Below are 18,777 nucleotides of genomic sequence, written 5' to 3'. Positions count from 1 at the left end.
GGATAACTGAGCCCGGTTCTCTTTTTTTGTCGACGGCCGAATCGATCCGTCGAACCGTGTAAGAGTATCTTCAGCCGACGTCAGGAGGATTGGTGAGGCAAAATTCTTAGACAGGCTCTAATAAAGAAATAATCGGTATCAAATGATCAACGCTCTCAATGAATATCTTAAAGAAAGGCCGGTACTCGGTGGTTTTACCGTTCTGGGTATGCTCCTCATCGGAATGATGATCTGGGCAAAAATTTACTATCCTCATCGTTCCGTCGGAACTATCCTCTTTGACTCCGGTCTTTGGTTTGTCTTTGTTCTCATTGCCCCCATACTTTTTCTCAGTTATTATCTCAGTTCCAAATATTTCAACTGACCAGTAACAAATGGCGTCTAATCATTAATCCGAAAATACTACAAATTGTAGCTACAGATAGTACAAAAGGCATATAAAGTCGGTTTTCTGCTTTCTAACTGCTAATCGCCACGATGAACGGCGGATGACGAAGACGTATCGATTCCCTTCATAATCACATAGAGTAATCCAGTGAGGAGAGCAGTATATTGGATGACGGCAATAAGAGTACTCCGTAGTCCATAGAGGAGTTCAATACCGAACGCTGCGATGAATTCGTCGAGAAAGTGGGCGAGGAGAAAGCCGAGTAAGAGGATTGTTCCAATGCGGAGGCTTTCGGTGAGTAGCCACTGACTATTGATGCCGAGTCTATTCATAGAACTAATTTGTTTTCTACCGCGATAAATCTATGCTCTCTATTTAACACGAGGGAGAATCTACGCTGAATCAATCAATCTATTTTGGGAGGTAGTCGAGTAACCAACTGTCAATTCTCTCTTTTCCCCTCATCATTGAGTTTTCTCGGTACTTCCCTCATCGACTCGGAGCGTGAATCCCCACGTGAACGTTTCATCATACCCGTTTTCGTCGCTGATGTTGTACGGGGTCTCAAATCTGTACTTCCCGGTTGGAATGCACCCTCCAACAGTGGGATCATCAACAACAATCAGTTCTTCACTCGATGATTCGCCCGGTTCGAGGGTTTCTGTCCCGGAGTACTCATTTGACCAACGTAGCTCCCCCTGTGATTTGCCGTCCGACCCAATGCAGTCAGGAACATACTTAGCTGGTGGGCTATCTGGGGCACGGAGGGAATACAGGAGAATACCCGAATCACCTGCCCGTGAGCTTGCACCTTTGTAGTAGGCTGGCTCGAACTCCCTCGTCGCTTCACCTGTGTTTTTCGCTGTCGCTTTCAGATGAGCAGTTTGTGTTTTGGTGAGTTCTGCCTGAACGACGTCGATAGTTAACTCAACCGGATACCGTTCTGGAACCGAATCGGTCTGTTGGACGGAAACTCGTTTTGGGAATGGTGAGTTACCTGACGATGCGTTTCCAAGACAGCCAGCAGAGACTGTGAAAAGGGAGAAGAGGCTGAGTAGTGTGGTTCGACGTTTCATGTATGAGAATATCTCTATTAGACAATAAGCTTCGTGTACAGTGAAATATCTCTTTTACACTTCTCCACAAAATAAACAGAAGCGGAAATGGCGATCTCACCGCCTTCGAGGAAGCATATTTTGTCTGTTCGAACCTCTCATCATCTCAAAAACAGATATTTTTCATTCCTATTTTTGTTCTTGATAGATTCCCCACTGAATTTCATGACCTCATCTCGACCACTAGAACGGACGATATGATTCACCGCCGGAAGACTTCTCTTGAGGTGCCTTTGGTGACGCTACCCCTGATTGCTACTCGTGACTGTGCATAAATTAATGATTAGGGGTGCCGTTCACTATACTATGAGCGAAACAGTTGTCTCGACATCTGAACACACACCTACTGAAAAGTGGTGGATGCTCATCGGTGTGCTTGCAGCGATCTTTCCGATTTTAGCTCTCCTTGCCATTGCTCTCCCAACCGATGTCTACTCGTCGTTGATCGTGGCTCCATTCGCCCTCCTAGGTAGTGTTATAATGCTCTTGTCCCCGCTCATTGTGTACTTCGATAAACGATATGTCACCACCGTTTCTGACTGGGAACCGTCTGGCTGGTATTATTGGATGATCATCCCCCCGCTCGCACTCGTGCTCCCCTACCTGTATCTCTATGAGCGACACAAGTACGTGGGCACTCCATAATCCGACAGCCCTTCACCGCGAGCTAGAATTCGATTACTGTCTATCCTAACACTATGGTTGTTATTCCCTATCTGTTGGAATATTCCTCTAATTCGCAGAAAGTTTATCGCGTTTGATTGAATATTTTCACCTATGAACGCATCTTCAGGTTGGAAGCTTTTCGGGATGTGTCTCGTTGCAGCAGTTATGAGTTTCATTATCTGGAGCGTGTATTTCCCATCAATGCAGGGCGTTCTGGCACTTGCCATGGCGATTGTGATATTCGCTGTGCTATCGCTTGTGGATGGGTACCGAAATTCCGCCTAATTGGTTCTCAATTTCTATCGTTCTCCCTGGGTGACGCCCTTCTTCGATCGATCTGATACCTGCTGATCCTCGCTTGATACGGATTTGTTCTCATTTGGTTCCTCTTCGACGACTCACTTTCGTTTAAGTAGTTCTCGCGACAAGGAGAATATACGAGGAAGATTTTCGCGGGTTGCTATGTTCTGTATGAGTTTGTTCTATCACCCGTGCTTCGGGCTTTGAGCCTGTCCTGGTTAGTAGCTTATACTAACCCTCGTGTTTCTATCTCTATCAGGCTGCAATATCTTTGGCGTTTTGCTCGATAGCGTCTCCTATGGCCTATGAGACACCCCAGTTCAATATGCTTCGCAGTGAGCGTGCGAATATTTTAGAGGACACACGGGATGACGAGATCGACGCGGATCAACTTGTAACATAGATACTCAATTCAGATCCGGTTAAAGATTCGATCACTAAAAGTGAGCACGTATCCAACTACAATCGCACCAGCGCCGATTCCCAAGACATACACCAATTGCCCTGTCGCAATATCCGTCGTTTTTGTACAGTGCTGTTCTGGAGGGGTGTCTGGACCCGTGTATGTTTCCGAACAGCCCATTGCGGTCACTTGTGGCGGATTAAGCAAACTCATGACTACCCATAGAACACCGATCAACAGGAATGCTGCTGCAATGGTGTATCGGAATGTCATGGAGTCACCCCCCTTTGTTGGTTGGCGTTTGACGATTCGGCTTCTGTTTGCGGGTTTCGAGCCACCGTCCAAGCCATGTGGCACTCACAGCAAATAGATAATACGTGGCAATCTGCCCAACCTCCCACAGCGAAGTTTGTTCTCCTGGAAATAGCCCATCAAGAGCATAGATAATGTGTTCGATTCCAAGCCCTTCGTAGAAGAGACTTGAAACAAGATACGCCGGAATGAAGAGTAGTCGAAAGATCACATTGCTGTAGATATCAACGACGGCAGGGAGTTGTGACGTAAGTGCGAGAAACCCAAAGAGTACGAGCATCGATCGAGCTGTCCATGCGGATCGAGCTGCGGGTGATGAGTGGTTGTTCATAGTTTCTAAGAGGTGAGCGGATAGCTTAACGATATGCTTTGGCACACACGACAGAGCGTGACGGTGCTCTGAATACCGATGCGACAACAAGGAAAGTAGTGTCAAAGCGTTATTTCACTCATCACGAAGTTTATGCTGCGACCAAAACATAACGAATCATGCATCGTCGAACGGTCATCGCTGGTGTCTGTGTTGGTCTTACTGGGTGTCTCGGATCGAATTTTGGTCAAGTAACCCAATCACAGATCACAAACAAGCATTCTAGTACTACTTCGCCCACCCCATTCACGACGCAGGTAGAAAACACACACGTGACCTTTGAGATTATCACCTACAGACTGCCAGCACCCGACGGATTTGTTAACCAAGATTTCAACTGCGAAGCATCTACGGTAACTCTCATTGGATGGCTTCGACCTCCGAATGGCTGTCATCACATCCGATTCGAATCGTACGAGTATACTACTGAGACAGCGACCGCCACAATCACTCTCGGAAGCCAGATAGATCCCAATGAATCGACTGACGGAACCACGTGTGAAGGCATCAAAGTCAAATATCGAATTGTCTTAGAGATCGATGGGACACTTCCGGAGTCTGTCCACGTCAAATTCCAGCCATCCGATTCCAGGTACGAGCAGACATTTGAAACCGGTAGTCACTCGTGTAAGTAAAGGCCCTCATAATAGATGGCTCGTGCTGCATGAACAAGTGAAATTCATCTCTACTACTATTCATAAACTCTACGACGACTTGATGCGTCACTCGAGTTGCGATGACATGTCTTTCGCTTGTATTCCCTCTGCTACGATAAATCTACGCTCACTATCCAGCAGGAGGTCGATTTTCTGCTCCATAACCGCATAAACGGAAGTACACAATCCGATACGCCTGCCAGACTCACCTAGTTCTGCTTAGTGCAACATGAGGCAGTGAAACAATTGGGTCCCCACCAATCTACTCTTCATATGCACATGGATCAAATTTACTGTCTCCTGAATCTCTAACCGGCAGTCGATTCGGCCAGGTTGCCGCCCTCGCGAAAGCACGAAACCAGACTTCCCAAGAGGATAATAATGTTCAGCAGCCGTCTTTTTCACTGTAGATGACATATGTGCCATCATGGGCGACGCAGATGAGGACGAATCAATGGTCGGGCGGATGGATGAGTCCCGAATTCGATTTTGGTTTCTCCTCGATGGAGATCGGTGGGTGATTACTGGCATGCTCACGCTCGGTTTGTTCGTAATTCTCGTCGGTGCTGGGACAGTCGGCCCCTCATCGTTTCGCTCGGTCATGAGCAACACAAATCAAGTTGGTATCGCATTCCAGGCATTCATTGCGTCGCTCATCACCGGTGTGACGCTGGTCGTCACCATCGGTCAGCTAGTCCTCTCGCAGGAACTCGGGTCGTTAAAAAATCAACGGGAACGAATGAAGGCTACCGTAGAGTTTCGCCAAGATGTCGATAGTTTGATCGGAACCATCGGGTTGCCCGATCCCGCGGCATTTCTCCGCCAACTTATTCTGATAAGCAAAGATCGTGCCGAGGCGCTCGAAGACGTTCTTGCAGAGAATACCGATGACGAATTACGCGACCAAGTCGATCAATTCGTTGTCGCTCTCATCGAAAACGCTAACGAGGTCGAAGAGCAGCTAGAGGACGCCGAGTTCGGTGAATTCAACCTCTTACGCACAGCCATGAACTACAACCATTCGTGGAAGCTCTATGGTGCTCTATGGCTCCGGTCGGAGTATGAAGACAGTCTCGACGATGAGGAACGAAATGCGTTCGATGAATTGATCGACGTGCTCATGTTTTTCGGCCCGACACGCGAGCATTTCAAAGCACTCTACTTTCAGTGGGAACTCGTCCGCCTCATCCGGTCGATTCTGATTACCGCATTCCCCGCATTGGCCGTCGCGATTGCGACACTACTCTATCTGGCACCGACCTCGTTTCCGGGCGTGACCTTCGGCGTCGCAAATATCATCTGGATCGTTAGTGCGTCCTCAGCTATCTCTATCATCCCATTTTTTGTGCTGACCTCGATCGTCCTGCGAATCGCGACAATTGCGAAGCGGACGAGTGCGATCGGGCCGTTCATTCTGCACGAATCGGACCGTGGCGATGATATCGACCTCGAGAATTAAACACTCATTTCAACGAATCCGCTGAAATGGAGCTTTATACGATTCATTCAGGTCATATGGTGGTACGCTCCCTGAATGTGAATCCCCACCGCGAACTTCGGCTGTCTACTTGAGGATGATACGGCCTGTATGTTCTGATTTATCGGTTGATAGCGACCCCCGGTGGACCAACTGCTTCACGAATTGGGATTCACCGAAATAAAGCGGTTTGTCTATGATTGCACTACGGTGAGCTATGGTGACTTCGTGGGCGAACTGGGAACACGTGACCAAAATCGACCCAGACAAAGCACTCCACGACGGGGATACCTACGCTGGCATCGCGGACACAGGAACAGATGCAATCATTGTTGGAGGAACTACGAACGTCACTGAATCCAGCGTTCACTCAATTCTCGATGCACTCACTTCTACCGAGATTCCCATCTTCATTGAGCCGACTTACCGTCCGTCGTCGTCTCATACCGAGGCACTTTCTGGATACCTGATCCCGATCGTTCTGAATGCGGGTGACAAAACGTGGCTCACTGGAGCACACCACGAATGGGTTCGCTCTTCGGATCTTGAGTGGGCATTCGTGCATCCTGAAGCCTATATCGTCCTCAATCCAACGTCAGCGGTCGCGACGTACACGCAGGCGGACTGTGACCTCGACGTCGATGACGTCATTGCCTATGCTGAACTCGCCGAACAGATCCTCGGCCAGCAGATCGTCTATCTCGAGTATTCTGGTATGCTTGGTGATCCAGCTGTAGTGGCTGCTATACGAGATGCACTCTCGTCAGCGCAGCTCTTCTATGGCGGCGGAATTCACGACTATGATTCGGCCTACGAGATGGCAAGTGTCGCAGACACGGTCATTGTCGGAGATGTGCTTCATGACGCTGGTATCGAAGCGGTTGAGGCAACCGTTCGTGGAGCAAAGGACGCGCATCAGGATACGTAATTGTGCCTTCTACACGCGATACACGAGATCTCGTTTGGGAGTAGCATTTCTGGGAGTTAGGTCATGAGATGTTGGCAGTTCTATTGGAGTAATGAGGTCGTGACAAGTGAGACACCATATGTATTTACTACACTTCAGGATAACTAAATGTATATGGAACTTACTCAATCGATACGACGTGACCCAACCCTTCGACGTCCAGTAGTTGCCCTTGGTGCCCTGTTCGCTACTGTTCTAATTGGTGAATATTTGCTGACGAAATTTGTGGCCGGTATTTCAGAGGGTGTCACTACTCTTCCAGCATGGCTCCCTCATTTTTCCATGGTCGGAAAGACAGTCGTATACTACGCCCTGTTTTTCGACTTTCTAAAGTTCGTTATGATACCCTTGGCTCTTGTGTGGCTTGGATACGCCTTTGGATGCTATCGTACAGCTAACTCGAATTCGCGAGACTAAGAGAGCCTTCAGTTTACACGCTTACTGTTGGTTAGAATTTTATACTAACAAACACAGCCAGCCGATTTAACGCCGTTCGGGCACTACCACTCGATATGAGCGAGAATGCCGCAATCATAGCTCGGATAATCGAGCATAACACGGGCGGGCAAAACCGTGCGACAATCGATCGCGACCACATTGGTGTGATTGCAACCCAGCATGGTCGCTTTGACGGCGATATTGATGATTCGATAGCCGAGGCCCTTGCTGAAGGATACATCGAAGAGCAGGACGGTGAGTACGTCGCGACAGAGAACGTTTGGGATCTCGTTCCCGGTACTACTCGCTAACTCGTCGTTCGGTCTGCCCGCGTTTTGAGCTCTTCCCGCCTCTCATTCTTTCTTTAACCTCATTGTTAGTATACAATGCTAACAAAGGCATCTGAAATTTAAAAAACCCGCTTCAATCCACATAGTAACGTACGTAAAACTTATTTAGATTGTGTAATAACGTATTCTAGAAACAACACCTGCACTGAAACGCCAGTGATTCTCCTATGACACCACCACCAACCGCTGACACAGATGGCCACGAATCGCACAGTCGACGGGCGTTTCTCGCGACAACCGGTAGTCTCGGTCTTGCGTCACTGTCCGGGTGTGTGTATGGCAGTGGAATTGGAGCAGTTGATAATGGATCGAACAGCACCAATAGCACGAATTCAACAAATGGCACGCCGTCGGGACTCGATCCGACCAAGTATACCGACCACTTCAAACACCGAGTCAACATCGCGAAAGAGGGTGCAGACAACACGGGGAAGCAACCGGTCGATGATGTTCTCGACCGTGTAATCGACGACGATACACTCGTCTACTTTCCACCCGGTCGGTATAAGCTGAATACGAACCATCGTCACGTTGGACTCCGTAATCTCGGAATTATCGGGCAGAATGCGGTCCTCACGCACGGCCGTGTGGAAGCAATCGAGGGATTCGATGTCACCGAGGGGGAGTATCACGGCCCTGCTCAGCATTTCAAAATCGGCGTGCCTGATACGCCGCACAAGGGACGCTTCGTGTTTGGTGGGTTCACAGTTGATTGGCGTGGGAAGAACGAAGGGATGCAGATTCTGAACCATCATACGGCCGGGAAATCGGTGATTCAGAATATCCGGCAAGTCGGGATGCACTCGCTCGGGTGTCAGGGACCATTTCGACTGAACCCCGCGACTGAGAATGCGTTCATTCGGGCCCGGAATATCGACATTCGACATGGTGGGCTCACCTACCAAAAAACGATCAACACGCGAGATACCTACGACGGCGGGCCGTATGCCGGTCGGTCGTGGGCGACGTCGGGGTTTACGATGCATCCACGCACGCAGGGGAAGCTCCGCTTAGAACGGGTCATCTGTGGCGGGTGGCCTGATAACGGAATCTACGTGATCGGCGGGCATCCGAGCACAGGAGACGGTACCGTCGAAGTGATAAGCTGCATTGCAGGCAATTCACAGGCATCGAACATCCGAATTGGCGGCAAGAACTCGAAGATCATCGGGTGTAAGGTCATCATCGACCAGTCGTTCGGAAACAAGTTCTACTACGAACAGCGTCCCATCCGGCTAGATGATGGTTTCTGTACCGTCAAGAATACACAGATCATCCAGAAGAAGCCGACTGGATGGAGCCTCACTGTCCTTCATGCGGTGCAGAAAGCGTTGATTGAGAACGTCTCGATAACGATCCACGAGTCGCCGACGAAAGCACTCGTGGTTGATGATGCAGCAAGCAACGTCACCGTTCGGAATCTACAGGTTCAGACGCCCGGCTGGCAGGCAACAGAGAACGTGCTCTTTCGTGGATCGGGCGACGTAATGGAGAATATCTCGGTTGATGGGAAGCCGGTTTGATCCCGACTGATCATACAGTTCTGAGCTTACGGAGAACGAGCAAAACACAGGTGAGCGAGACAAGGAAGGTTACTCGCTTTGCCCACACACCCGGAAGGTACATTGAAAGATAGTACCAGAACCCGATGAAGGAGAGACCGAAAGCGAGGAACGGAGCTCCAAACGCGAACAGAATTGCGGATGCACCTTTTCCGATAGCTCCCATCGTCACGCCCTCCATTTCGCAATGAGGAAGGTACCAAGGATAATGATGATGGCACCTGATCCCTCGATCCCGAACACGTAGGTAACGATAACAGCGGCGAGAATCGCGCCCCAGAAGCGCACTCTTCGGCTGTGCTTGATCGCATCGATGAGTGTGGTTTTGAGTGCAGTCATGAGTTTGAGTCTTGGTCGTCCTCGGTGTTTTCGCGTGGGTCAGTGAGGAGGTGGTACAGTGCGGATTTGGCGTGGATGTTTTCGATGTAGCCCGCTGCTTCCAGCACTTCTAATCGTTGATGGATGTATTGCCTCGTGTAGCCTGTTTCGTCGACCAGATACGATTGCGTTCGATCTCCCTCGTGAAACAGGTCGAGTATTTGCTTGTCAACATCCTTTAGTCGAACCATCGGCTGCAATTCGTAGCGTATCATACGTAAGTGTTGTCTGTCATTGACCTATTGTAGTTTACGGACAGTCAAATACGAAAAGACACTACTGTCCGTAAACTATTTATTTCTAGTTCTAGTTTAGTAGGATGGAATATGGTTCCCTCAAGAAACCACGAACAGAGCGACAGAAGTGGGTCAGAAGCAGCATCTAGTGACTCTGTTTCACAGACAATTGCTGGCACCGTTGATGCAGGTATAGAGCTGTTAGACACAGTGGCCGTGCGTGCTGGTCAAGCACTCGGCGTCACGGATGAGATGGTTGCAAAAGCGATTCCGAAGGCATACAGTGTCGCGCTTACGTCAGGCCTCGTTATCGGTCGTGTCGCCGCTCAGTCGAGTGGGAGTGTGAACGTCTGTAATCAATCCAAGTTCATCGGACAGGCACTCCCGTTCTTTCTCACCGCTGGCGGGACGTTCCTCGTTGGCGCGTACGCGCTGAGCCAACTCATCGGTGGAGGTGGACAAGCACTCTCGATGTCGAGTGGCAAGCAAGGGACGTTCAAAAGCATGCAGATGGACGGGCACAAGGGCTTCATTAGCGCCCTTGTCGGCCTCTCGTTGCTCGGCATCATGATGGGCTGGATGGCTTTCCCGGTCGACACCAGCTGTCTACCCGGTGTCTGAGGAGGAATGTATGCACGCCAACACCCGACGAGTGTTGGTTGTCAGTCTTACCGCGGCCCTTCTGGTGCCACTGCTGATTTCGCCGGCGATTGCCGCCGCTCCTCACTCGTCACAACCGATGCTCCAAGCCACTCCGCCCAACGGGTCTATGTCCAATAATTCGACGACAACGACGCCAGCCAATGGCTCGCATGCGCCAGGTAGTGGCTCGTCCGGGAGTGGTGGCTTCGGTGGGGTCATGCCTGATATTCCGGGGCCGAAAGAGACCGCGAAAATCGCGGTCAATTATCTGGCTGGGACATGGCTTGCCAATCAGCTCACTCAGGCGTTCAAGGACTTCATCAACGCCTTCACCGGCTTCATCGTCGGGACGCCATACCCGACGAACGATGGCTACCTCGGTATCCTTGGCTACCCCGTGGAGAATCAGAATCCCAATTGGAACGCCGTCTTCTGGCAGCTCTATGTTCCATACGTCGGCTCAACGTCGATGATACTCCTGGTGTTGAACCACTGGTTTTCTGCGATCAAGGTCACGACACCCGGCATCGGACAGCATCTTGATGGGAGTGATTTGCTTGTCAAGACGACGGCTGGCGGGATGTTCATCGGCCTCTGGTGGCAGATCGGGACGGCAATTGCCCGGCTGAACAATGCACTTGCGACCACGCTTGCCCCGAGTGGGGCAGAGATGGTCACGACGCTGAATGGGCTCGTGAAAGTGGCCTCCGGTGCGATTCTCACAGTCGTCTTGACACATGGTGCTGGCGTCTCGGAAGTTGCTGCTCTGGCACTCATGTACGGCACGCGGCACGCGCTGCTCATCCTCTATCAGGTGTGCATGCCACTCCTGGTGATCATGGCACTCACGGCACCGGCTGACTGGATGCGGGGCTTCTTCGCTCGGTTGGCGTGGCACTACGTCACGCTGCTCGTCCTCGTCTTCCCGGCGGCCTTCCTCCTCCGGCTTGGACTGATCATCGACTTCGATTTCGGATTCGGTCCGCTCGGGGACGTGCTCGCCGGAATGGGTTTCCTCGGTGGTGCGATCCTGTCAGTCGCGATTCTCGGCTGGACGTCGATCGCAACGCGGCGCTACGCGGGGAAGATGAGCAAGGCGGCGGGGAACACTCGTCCTACGAAGGATGGTATGGAGAAATCCTACGAGCGTGCCAAAGAGCGCAAAGAATCAGCGACCACGTGGATCCAGTCCCGTGAGCACCAGCTACGAAACATTCGTCAGCGTGCAGGTGAGCGCACGAAATCCGCGAAGCAATGGGTCCAGAGTAAGCGAGACGGATTTCGAGCCGTTCGGACCGATGGCGGGAAGGAGGGCATGCGGAAGCGACGTGTGAACAGCCGGGATTGGAATTACACAGCAGAATCGAACAGAGCGAGCCCAGACGATGACTGACAGCCAGTATCGACTTTCAACCATGGAGGACGGGTTCTGTCCTCCCACTCGCAGTCAAACAGTGTCGTGTTCGAGCGGCACTGTGCTGCGGTGATTCACTACACACCCAGATCACATATGTCAGATTCACCCGGAGCAGAAGTCCTCGATCAAATGGCTAGCGGACGGGACGTCTTCGGCCGGTGGGACATGAACGAACTCGTTCGTGCCATCTATCCGGCACTCGGGGCCTTGGCTCTCACACCATTCCTCCCGAAGCGACTCCAAATCGCGGGCATTCTCCTGACGCTCGCCGCGTTAGCGGGTGCGGGGATTGTGCTCGCTGTCGAACCGGAGTACCTCACGGCAGGCGAGTTCGTCGCCCAACGGACGAAATGGCTCACCCGCCAATCGGTGAAGCTCCATTCCCGTCAGAACCGCCGCTAACCCACAGTATCGCCCGCAAACCAGTACTTCAACATCCAAGACAATGAGTCAGAACGCCCAACCCCCAAACGAACACCCGACCGCACAGAAACTCTTCCAAACAGTTCCTCTCGTCCGTCGATTCGTGACGAGTACCAGCGGCCAATCCACCCAAGAGTGGGTTCCCGTGAATCGGCCACTTCCGGGACACAACGCCGTGGAATTGGCAGACCGATCGGTCGTTGCCGCCATCCGCGTCGATCCAGCGAATATGAGTACGAAAACGGCGTCCCAATGGGAGGACCGCATCAAGCAGCTGGATGAAGCCCTCTCAACAACCGTCGATTTCGAGATTGAGCAGTACAGCACGCTTCGGTCGCTCGATAAGCAGAGCTATCGCGAGGATTATCACGAGATGGCCGCTGAACGCCCCGACGAAAAGGATCTCACGGGAATGGACCGTCTGCAACGTCGCCTGCTCGATGAACGAGTGGAGATCATCGACGACGACCACGAGAGTGTGCTCGTTCGCGAGCACTACATCCTCGTGAAGGTCATGCCAGTCGAACTCTCTGAATCGTGGGACGATGCTGCCGGACTATTCGGGAGTGCGACCAACCTCCCGCTCATCGGTGATCAGATCAAGGCCCGTCGGATGAACAACTACGGCGATGACCTCAAGCAGCTTCGCACTGACCTGACTGCTCGGCTGACCAAGCGCGTCGAAAGTGTGATTCAAGCCCTCGGAAGTGTTGATGGCATCACCGGAACGCCGATCTCGCTGGTCGAATTCACGCGGTTGCTCCGCTCCTACTACCGAGCGGACAATGCGGCCACGATTCCCGATGAGACGATTCGGGCACTGATGCATGATTCGCCGGTTGTAGGTGCGAACGCCGATGTAGACGCAGACTACGAGGTTGATGTGCAGGCAAAGGACAGTGATCCACTCGCCGAAAACTATCGATCATTTCTCGCTCCCGAGTCGGTTCGGTATGATGATCAGCGCTATCTCGTCCTGGACGAAGAGACCTACGTCCTTGGAATGTGGGTTGAGAATTGGCCAGAGAACCCTGACATCGGTATGTTCCGAGACGTGTTGAACACACCCGGCGTGCATATTACGCTCTCAACGCACGCACTCGGCGTCTCCAAATCCGACGCCCGCCAACAGTCCCAGAAGAACAAGATCAAACACAAGAGCGACTACGAAAAGAAAGAGCAGGAGGGCCACTGGGGAGCCGAATCGGCCTATCGTAAGTGGCAAGCAGCTTCTGACATCGAGGATTCTCTGACCGAATCAGGGTCGGGATTGTTCATGACATCGACGTATGTGAGCCTTCGTGCCAGCTCTGAAGAGCAGCTGCTCGATGCGGCGAAGACGATGAAACAGCGATTCAAAGAGCAACCCGCTCGGTGCGAGGTTGTGCCTGCACACTTTCAGCAGGAAGAGATGGCCCATTCGGCCGCCCCACTCGTCTATGATTCGATGAACAAGGCGACACCGATGCTTGGGCGTGCATTGGCAAAACAGATGCCCTACACGTCGAACAATATCTACGAGCCGTCGGGAATCGAGGTCGGTATCCATCACGATCGGGACGAACCCACGATTGTCGATCCGTACCTCCGGGGAATGGGCTACAATATGATGGTCTTCGGCAAGATCGGGAGTGGGAAATCGACGACTTCGAAGAAAATCCTCACCCAACTCAAAGAGCGGAATCCCGAGATGAACGTTGTCCTCATCGACCCACTCGAAGGGCTTGCAGGCCCGTCGAAGCTTTTTGATGCCGAGCAGATCGTCGTGGGTGGTGAGACGGGTCTCAATCCGCTGGAGATCAAAGAGACGCCCGAGGAGAAGCTATCGGTCGTCGGGCGAACTACGCCGTTCAGCGAGGCGATGGAGCGCTTCATAAGTTTCGTGGAAACGTTCTACGACCTCGAAGGCCGAGAACTCGAAGCAGAGAAGAAGAACGTCTGGGAGAAAGCTGGACGGCGTGCTTACAATGAGAAGGGAATCACGAAGGACCCGAGCACGCACGGCAACGAATCACCAACGCTTCGGGACGTGATTCAGGAGATCGCGCACATTGCTGGCGTCGGCGACAACCCCGACATTCACCAAATGGGCGACCTCCTCGATGCTGATTTGAGTGAAACGGACGTGCCGCTGCGAACCCGCGAAGCGGCTGAGCGAGTGCTTTCAGAGGACATTGAAGCATTCCGCACGCGCTACCGCCACTTCACGAAGGAAACTGGCTTCGACTTGAACGCCGATGGCGGGAGTTTCTACCTTGATCTCCAACTCAAGGAGGGGAAAGGTGAGACGGGGTTGATGCTCGGGTTGCTCCTCACATCGGTCTACGAGATGGCCAAAGAGAGCGACGATCCGACGATGATCCTGATCGACGAAGCACAGTATCTCACCAAGCACGCGGACAACCTGACGTTCCTTGAGCAGGTCGTTCGTCATTCCCGCCACTACAACCTCTCGCTGTTGTTCTCCACCCAGTCGATCAGTGAGTTCTACGCGAAAGACGACGAGGGGACGAGTGCGCTCAAATCACAGGCAGAAGTCATCTTCAACAACTCCTCGATGATGTGCTTCCACCACCTGGACGATATGACGCCCGAGTTTGGGAGTGAAATCGGGCTGAACGCCGAGGAAGCGACCTTCGTCAATAGTGCTCTACCGGGCGACAAAGACCGTGGTTACTCTGAGATGCTGCTCGCCGTCGACGAAGACGGAACCCGGGAGTGCTACCCGCAGCGGGTTGAGATGAGCATGGATGTGAACCCGGTCGAGTTCTCGATTGTCGATTATGAGCCGAGTGATCACGGGAATTGGCACGACTACCTAGAGCGCCAGCTTGGCGATCGCTTCGATGATAGGCAGCACCCCAGTGACGAATCGGAGGGTGAGGCAGAGGCGCACCGTTCGGTAGTGGCGACTGACGGAGGTGACGAACAATGAGCCTCCTGTTCCAAGCTGTCGAGATCGTAGTGGCCGCGTTTCAGACTCTCGCGAGTGTTCCACTCGTCCAGCAGTTTTCAACGTTCCTGGCTGAACGGATGTTCGCGGTCTTCTTCACGAACAGTCTCGTATCGGCGTTCCTGGGCTACTCGGCACCGGAATTCAACGCGCTGCTCGGTGACATCGTTGCGTCGTATCTCGCTATCATCGGTGTGCTGATTGGTGCCTCGAAACTCATTCCGGGGGCAGGTCGATGAGCCGCTTCAGTCGGTCAGCCGAGTACCATGCTGCACAACTCGGTGTAGCGTCCAACAACCAAGCCAGTGATGAGCTCATTCGCGTTCGACCGTTCAAAGACGACGGCGGGATAGACACTGCAATCGAGTGGTTCGAATCCGTCCATCCCTCTCACTCAGACCTGAGTGGCAAACGAAGCGTGCCCCGTGCAGCGGAGATCGTCTACGACGGTGAGCAGATCAGCTTCCGCTACCTGCCGTGTAGTGATGATTTCCACTGGTTTCTGACCCGGCTTCGGCACAAGTATCCTGATTCGGACGTTCGCCGGGAAGAGGCCGACCTCATACACATCGATGAGGGGGATTATGTTGCCGGTGGCGAATGGATGCTCCGAAAGCACCGATGGTGGCCAATTCGTCGCCGTGACCTCGAAGGGTTCCGCGAAGACGACCCATACGAGACCGTCCTCGGCGATATCGTAGATGATGCGGTGAAAGCTGGTGGTGCTACTGGCCGAGAACCGATCCGGAGCGTCATCCAAGTCATGTTCCGCCCGACAACGCGAAACTGGCAGACAGGACGCCTTCTCACGACAAATCTCACCGAACTCTACTATCACTTGAACGGTGTTTACACGATCCACGATCTCGCCGAGACCAAACGTGAGAAAGAGACAGCCGATGCAACGGAGATCGGGAACGTCCTCGATCGGCGCGCGAAAGAGAAGGCGTTCGATGTGATGATTCGCCATCTCTCGGTCGGTGACGACAAGGGAGCAGTCAAGCACCATGCTGAGGCGGTTGGTGCCTCCTTCGCGAGCTACTACAACTCAAAGACTGAGCAGGCGTTCATCGTCGAGCCGAGTAGTTCGCCGGACACATTGGCAGAGACGATGGCCCGCCGGGAGTGGTCGGGCGAAAAGATGCTGCTCACGTCGTTAGAGATCGCCCCGATCGTACACCTTCCACCCGCGGATATCTCGATTGCCCAGCTCGATCGCCGCCAGACCAAGCGCGGCGAAGAGGTACCAGTTGGATCCGACGAACACAGCGGGTACATCACGGGGGAGAAAGATGCTTAACCGACTCTTCGGGAGTGGAGAAGACGATTCGACGGATGAATCAGCGGAGGGTAAAGCCGAAGAGAGCGCTTCCGTTCCGACGACGATCACGAACGAACCGTATGGATTCACCCAAACGGGTGCAGAGTATGCGGCGGACGGGATGACCGAAACGATCACCGAAACAGAAAAACAGGGATCGGTGGCAGGCCCAGAAATCCGCGAATTGCTCGAACGTGCTCGTGATCATCCAGACATGCCACTGTGGCTTGGGTACAACGACAGCGCCCAGCAGGGCTTCGATCCAGCACCAGTGGAGTTCAACCAGCTCTTCCAACATCTCTGGGTTGTTGGAACCACTGGCGCGGGGAAGACGACCGAGATGCTGAATTGGATGGTGCAACTCGCGTGGGCAGGCTACGGGTTCATCTACTTCGACCCGAAGGCCGAGGACAGCAAAGAACTCCTCCAGAAACTCCCCGAGTACCGGCATGACGACGTAATCTGGATCGAACCGGGTGACGACGACCACGACCGAAGTATTGGAATCAACTTCCTCGAAGTGCCAGACTGTGAGAGCGAGATGGAGCTTGAACAGCACGTCACTGACCGCATTCAGGTGCTCAAAGCTGTTCTATCGGGTGACGACTACTGGGGACCGCGGATGAACGCCATTGTGGAGTCGATGGCCCGGGCGATGATGCAGGCGAATCACGAAATCGAGGACCGAGACGAGCAGTACTGTGTGCTCGATATGTACTTCGTCCTCCTGAACGCCCAACGGCGTGAAGACTTCGCCGAGGAGATTGACGATCCGTGGGTCGGTGAGTTCGTCTCCGAAATCGCCGAAATGGATGACGACGCCGTCCGACCCGTGATTACGCGGCTGAAACCCTGGGTCGAGAGTCCCGTTACCCGCCGGATCGCGGGGTGTCGTGCGAGTACGATCGACTTTCGGGACATCCTCGATGACGAGAAGATCGTAATCGTTCGCACGGCCGTCTCCGACGATGATATCAAGCAACTCGTGACACTCGGCACGCTCCGCCCGCTGTGGAATGCGATTCAGAACCGCTCGATCGAAGGCGCGGAGAAAACTCCGTTCTTCGCGATCCTCGACGAGGCCGACCGCGTTCTCCACCGGAATCTTGACGTCGACGACATGCTGGCACGTGCCCGCTCAATGCGTCTCTCGGTAACGCTGGCGTGTCAGTATCCGACGCAACTCAAAGAGTCGGGTGTGCTCAAGCCAGTCAAGAACAACTGCAACACGGGTGTGTTCTTTCGCGTACTGGACGACGAAGACGCCCGCCCACTCACACGGCGGTTGAGTGACTGTGATATCGAGGATTTCACCGAACTCGAAAACCATCGAATCTGGTCACGAATCCCGTTAGACGGCGGGACTCGTTTCTCTGGTGCGCTCAAGCTCAAGACATTCGCGCCGTATCCGAACATCCGCGATGAAGACGAAGCGGAGGAGATTATCACTGAAAGTCTGGAGCGGTTCGCGGCCCCGCCACTCACTGACGACGAGATGATGCGCCAGCTCAAGTTTGGGGGGATGAACGAAGCCGTCACCCCGGAGAAAGCGAGCGCTAAGACACTCGACACGGCGAATGATGAAAAGGCGCGTAACGCGGCACTGAAAGCCATCTACGACGAGAGCATCCGGCAGGGACGACCAGGTGAGTTCATGCCGATTGAGGCGTGTCTCGATCGCCTCACCGACTATCTACCTGCACGGGGTGGCGTCGAGACCGCTGAACGTGCGTGGCGGCATGTGCTCAAGGACATCCCCGAAGCCTACCTTGAGTATCGCGAAGAAAGCGGCCAAAGCCAAGTGAAGGTGCGCTCTCGGAGCTTCATGAACGTCGGCGATAGCGAGAATGACGGCGGGGCAGAACACTGGGCACCGATGGCTGATGCCTACGTCCCAATGACACAGCTGGGCTTTATCTTCGAGATCCCAGATCAGACGGGTGATGCAATGCCGGATGGTCTCGCCCGAGTTGATGAGATGCTTGCAATTAACGACACCGACGATCCTGAAGAGATCACCGCCAAAGTGACCACCTACCGAGACAATCACGCCCTCTTGAATCGCCTTGCGGGAGCAAAAGATGCCTATATTGAGAGTGAACACACGACTGGCAGCACTCAGCCCTCACAAACGGTGAAAAATCTCGCTCAAGCTCACAACGCTGGACATCGCTGCCTGTTCTTCGCCCGAGAGGATGTCGCCGAAAATGTGTATGAGACAGTCGCGAACGCGCCGTTCTGTTGTCGGAGCAATCACCCGGTGGCTGACGAACGGCGATTCTACACCATTCGTATTCGGTTAAGACGTAAAACCAGCATACAGTGCTGCATTCACCTCCTCAAGAAGCGTCTGGCGTGACGGAGCTGGTTGTCTCGCCTCTCGATACCACGTGTTCGGGAGAT

Annotated in this window: 16 protein-coding genes; 13 read left to right on the top strand and 3 right to left on the bottom strand. The window is 53.1% G+C overall.

All coding sequences use genetic code 11. From position 1 onward, the window contains the following. Positions 1 to 852 precede the first annotated feature (852 nt). The gene (locus ACR3FF_RS20615) at positions 853 to 1,464 is read right to left on the bottom strand and encodes a hypothetical protein (RefSeq protein WP_458190014.1); all 612 of its coding nucleotides are present in this window, start codon (positions 1,462 to 1,464) and stop codon (positions 853 to 855) included. 345 nt (positions 1,465 to 1,809) lie between these two features. Between ACR3FF_RS20615 and ACR3FF_RS20610 the strand changes: the two genes are divergently transcribed. From ACR3FF_RS20610 to ACR3FF_RS20585, 6 genes are all read left to right on the top strand, one after another. After that, the gene (locus ACR3FF_RS20610) at positions 1,810 to 2,148 is read left to right on the top strand and encodes a hypothetical protein (RefSeq protein WP_458190013.1); all 339 of its coding nucleotides are present in this window, start codon (positions 1,810 to 1,812) and stop codon (positions 2,146 to 2,148) included. Positions 2,149 to 2,280: 132 nt separating this feature from the next. Next, a complete protein-coding gene (locus ACR3FF_RS20605) occupies positions 2,281 to 2,454 on the top strand; it encodes a hypothetical protein (RefSeq protein ID WP_458190012.1) in 174 nt (57 codons plus the stop codon). A 2,183-nt stretch (positions 2,455 to 4,637) separates the two neighbouring features. After that, positions 4,638 to 5,669, top strand: a complete 1,032-nt coding sequence (locus tag ACR3FF_RS20600; protein ID WP_472850162.1) for a DUF7972 family membrane protein — start codon at positions 4,638 to 4,640, stop codon at positions 5,667 to 5,669. A gap of 235 nt (positions 5,670 to 5,904) precedes the next feature. After that, on the top strand, positions 5,905 to 6,615 hold the full coding sequence (locus tag ACR3FF_RS20595) for a phosphoglycerol geranylgeranyltransferase (protein WP_458190010.1): 711 nt from the start codon (positions 5,905 to 5,907) through the stop codon (positions 6,613 to 6,615). A gap of 551 nt (positions 6,616 to 7,166) precedes the next feature. After that, positions 7,167 to 7,403 (top strand): hypothetical protein, encoded by a 237-nt coding sequence (locus ACR3FF_RS20590; protein WP_458190009.1) that lies wholly within the window; start codon positions 7,167 to 7,169, stop codon positions 7,401 to 7,403. A 626-nt stretch (positions 7,404 to 8,029) separates the two neighbouring features. Then, positions 8,030 to 8,965 (top strand): hypothetical protein, encoded by a 936-nt coding sequence (locus ACR3FF_RS20585; RefSeq protein ID WP_458190008.1) that lies wholly within the window; start codon positions 8,030 to 8,032, stop codon positions 8,963 to 8,965. Between the two features lie 207 nt (positions 8,966 to 9,172). Here ACR3FF_RS20585 and ACR3FF_RS20580 read toward each other — a convergent pair whose 3' ends face one another. Together ACR3FF_RS20580 and ACR3FF_RS20575 are read right to left on the bottom strand one after the other, a co-directional pair. Then, positions 9,173 to 9,343 carry a hypothetical protein gene (locus ACR3FF_RS20580; protein ID WP_458190007.1) on the bottom strand — a complete coding sequence of 57 codons (171 nt, stop codon included), beginning with the start codon at positions 9,341 to 9,343 and terminating at the stop codon, positions 9,173 to 9,175. Then, complete coding sequence (locus tag ACR3FF_RS20575; RefSeq protein ID WP_266080753.1) at positions 9,340 to 9,573, bottom strand: winged helix-turn-helix domain-containing protein; 234 nt, start codon at positions 9,571 to 9,573, stop codon at positions 9,340 to 9,342. The genes ACR3FF_RS20580 and ACR3FF_RS20575 overlap by 4 nt, the downstream gene beginning before the upstream one ends. A gap of 261 nt (positions 9,574 to 9,834) precedes the next feature. Here ACR3FF_RS20575 and ACR3FF_RS20570 point away from each other — a divergent pair, with 261 nt between their 5' ends. From ACR3FF_RS20570 to ACR3FF_RS20540, 7 genes are all read left to right on the top strand, one after another. Beyond that, entirely contained in the window at positions 9,835 to 10,239 is a 405-nt protein-coding gene (locus ACR3FF_RS20570) for a hypothetical protein (RefSeq protein ID WP_458190006.1), read from the top strand. A 238-nt stretch (positions 10,240 to 10,477) separates the two neighbouring features. After that, positions 10,478 to 11,653 carry a TrbL/VirB6 family protein gene (locus ACR3FF_RS20565; protein ID WP_458190005.1) on the top strand — a complete coding sequence of 392 codons (1,176 nt, stop codon included), beginning with the start codon at positions 10,478 to 10,480 and terminating at the stop codon, positions 11,651 to 11,653. Between the two features lie 153 nt (positions 11,654 to 11,806). Next, positions 11,807 to 12,079: a PrgI-related protein gene (locus ACR3FF_RS20560; protein ID WP_458190004.1), complete on the top strand. Its 273-nt coding sequence runs from the start codon at positions 11,807 to 11,809 to the stop codon at positions 12,077 to 12,079. Between the two features lie 43 nt (positions 12,080 to 12,122). Further along, the gene (locus ACR3FF_RS20555; RefSeq protein WP_472850161.1) at positions 12,123 to 15,035 is read left to right on the top strand and encodes a VirB4 family type IV secretion system protein; all 2,913 of its coding nucleotides are present in this window, start codon (positions 12,123 to 12,125) and stop codon (positions 15,033 to 15,035) included. Continuing rightward, positions 15,032 to 15,292: a hypothetical protein gene (locus ACR3FF_RS20550; RefSeq protein ID WP_458190002.1), complete on the top strand. Its 261-nt coding sequence runs from the start codon at positions 15,032 to 15,034 to the stop codon at positions 15,290 to 15,292. Before ACR3FF_RS20555 ends, ACR3FF_RS20550 begins: the two co-directional genes overlap by 4 nt. Then, positions 15,289 to 16,353: a DUF8128 domain-containing protein gene (locus ACR3FF_RS20545; RefSeq protein ID WP_458190001.1), complete on the top strand. Its 1,065-nt coding sequence runs from the start codon at positions 15,289 to 15,291 to the stop codon at positions 16,351 to 16,353. Before ACR3FF_RS20550 ends, ACR3FF_RS20545 begins: the two co-directional genes overlap by 4 nt. Beyond that, positions 16,346 to 18,733 carry a type IV secretory system conjugative DNA transfer family protein gene (locus tag ACR3FF_RS20540; RefSeq protein WP_458190000.1) on the top strand — a complete coding sequence of 796 codons (2,388 nt, stop codon included), beginning with the start codon at positions 16,346 to 16,348 and terminating at the stop codon, positions 18,731 to 18,733. The genes ACR3FF_RS20545 and ACR3FF_RS20540 overlap by 8 nt, the downstream gene beginning before the upstream one ends. The last annotated feature ends 44 nt before the right edge of the window (positions 18,734 to 18,777 follow it).

The sequence above is a fragment of the Haladaptatus ordinarius genome (assembly GCF_054177595.1).
The sequence above is the reverse complement of the archived record's forward strand: the minus strand, read 5'-3'. Positions and strand labels throughout refer to the sequence as shown.

What these genes read in the sequence shown, in the direction of transcription:
- ACR3FF_RS20605 (WP_458190012.1), top strand. Translation starts at nt 2,281, where the DNA reads ATGAACGCATCTTCAGGTTGGAAGCTTTTCGGGATGTGTCTCGTTGCA.
- ACR3FF_RS20615 (WP_458190014.1), bottom strand. Translation starts at nt 1,464, where the DNA reads ATGAAACGTCGAACCACACTACTCAGCCTCTTCTCCCTTTTCACAGTC.
- ACR3FF_RS20590 (WP_458190009.1), top strand. Translation starts at nt 7,167, where the DNA reads ATGAGCGAGAATGCCGCAATCATAGCTCGGATAATCGAGCATAACACG.
- ACR3FF_RS20580 (WP_458190007.1), bottom strand. Translation starts at nt 9,343, where the DNA reads ATGACTGCACTCAAAACCACACTCATCGATGCGATCAAGCACAGCCGA.
- ACR3FF_RS20595 (WP_458190010.1), top strand. Translation starts at nt 5,905, where the DNA reads ATGGTGACTTCGTGGGCGAACTGGGAACACGTGACCAAAATCGACCCA.
- ACR3FF_RS20555 (WP_472850161.1), top strand. Translation starts at nt 12,123, where the DNA reads ATGAGTCAGAACGCCCAACCCCCAAACGAACACCCGACCGCACAGAAA.
- ACR3FF_RS20560 (WP_458190004.1), top strand. Translation starts at nt 11,807, where the DNA reads ATGGCTAGCGGACGGGACGTCTTCGGCCGGTGGGACATGAACGAACTC.
- ACR3FF_RS20545 (WP_458190001.1), top strand. Translation starts at nt 15,289, where the DNA reads ATGAGCCGCTTCAGTCGGTCAGCCGAGTACCATGCTGCACAACTCGGT.
- ACR3FF_RS20575 (WP_266080753.1), bottom strand. Translation starts at nt 9,573, where the DNA reads ATGGTTCGACTAAAGGATGTTGACAAGCAAATACTCGACCTGTTTCAC.
- ACR3FF_RS20565 (WP_458190005.1), top strand. Translation starts at nt 10,478, where the DNA reads ATGCCTGATATTCCGGGGCCGAAAGAGACCGCGAAAATCGCGGTCAAT.
- ACR3FF_RS20550 (WP_458190002.1), top strand. Translation starts at nt 15,032, where the DNA reads ATGAGCCTCCTGTTCCAAGCTGTCGAGATCGTAGTGGCCGCGTTTCAG.
- ACR3FF_RS20600 (WP_472850162.1), top strand. Translation starts at nt 4,638, where the DNA reads ATGGGCGACGCAGATGAGGACGAATCAATGGTCGGGCGGATGGATGAG.
- ACR3FF_RS20610 (WP_458190013.1), top strand. Translation starts at nt 1,810, where the DNA reads ATGAGCGAAACAGTTGTCTCGACATCTGAACACACACCTACTGAAAAG.
- ACR3FF_RS20540 (WP_458190000.1), top strand. Translation starts at nt 16,346, where the DNA reads ATGCTTAACCGACTCTTCGGGAGTGGAGAAGACGATTCGACGGATGAA.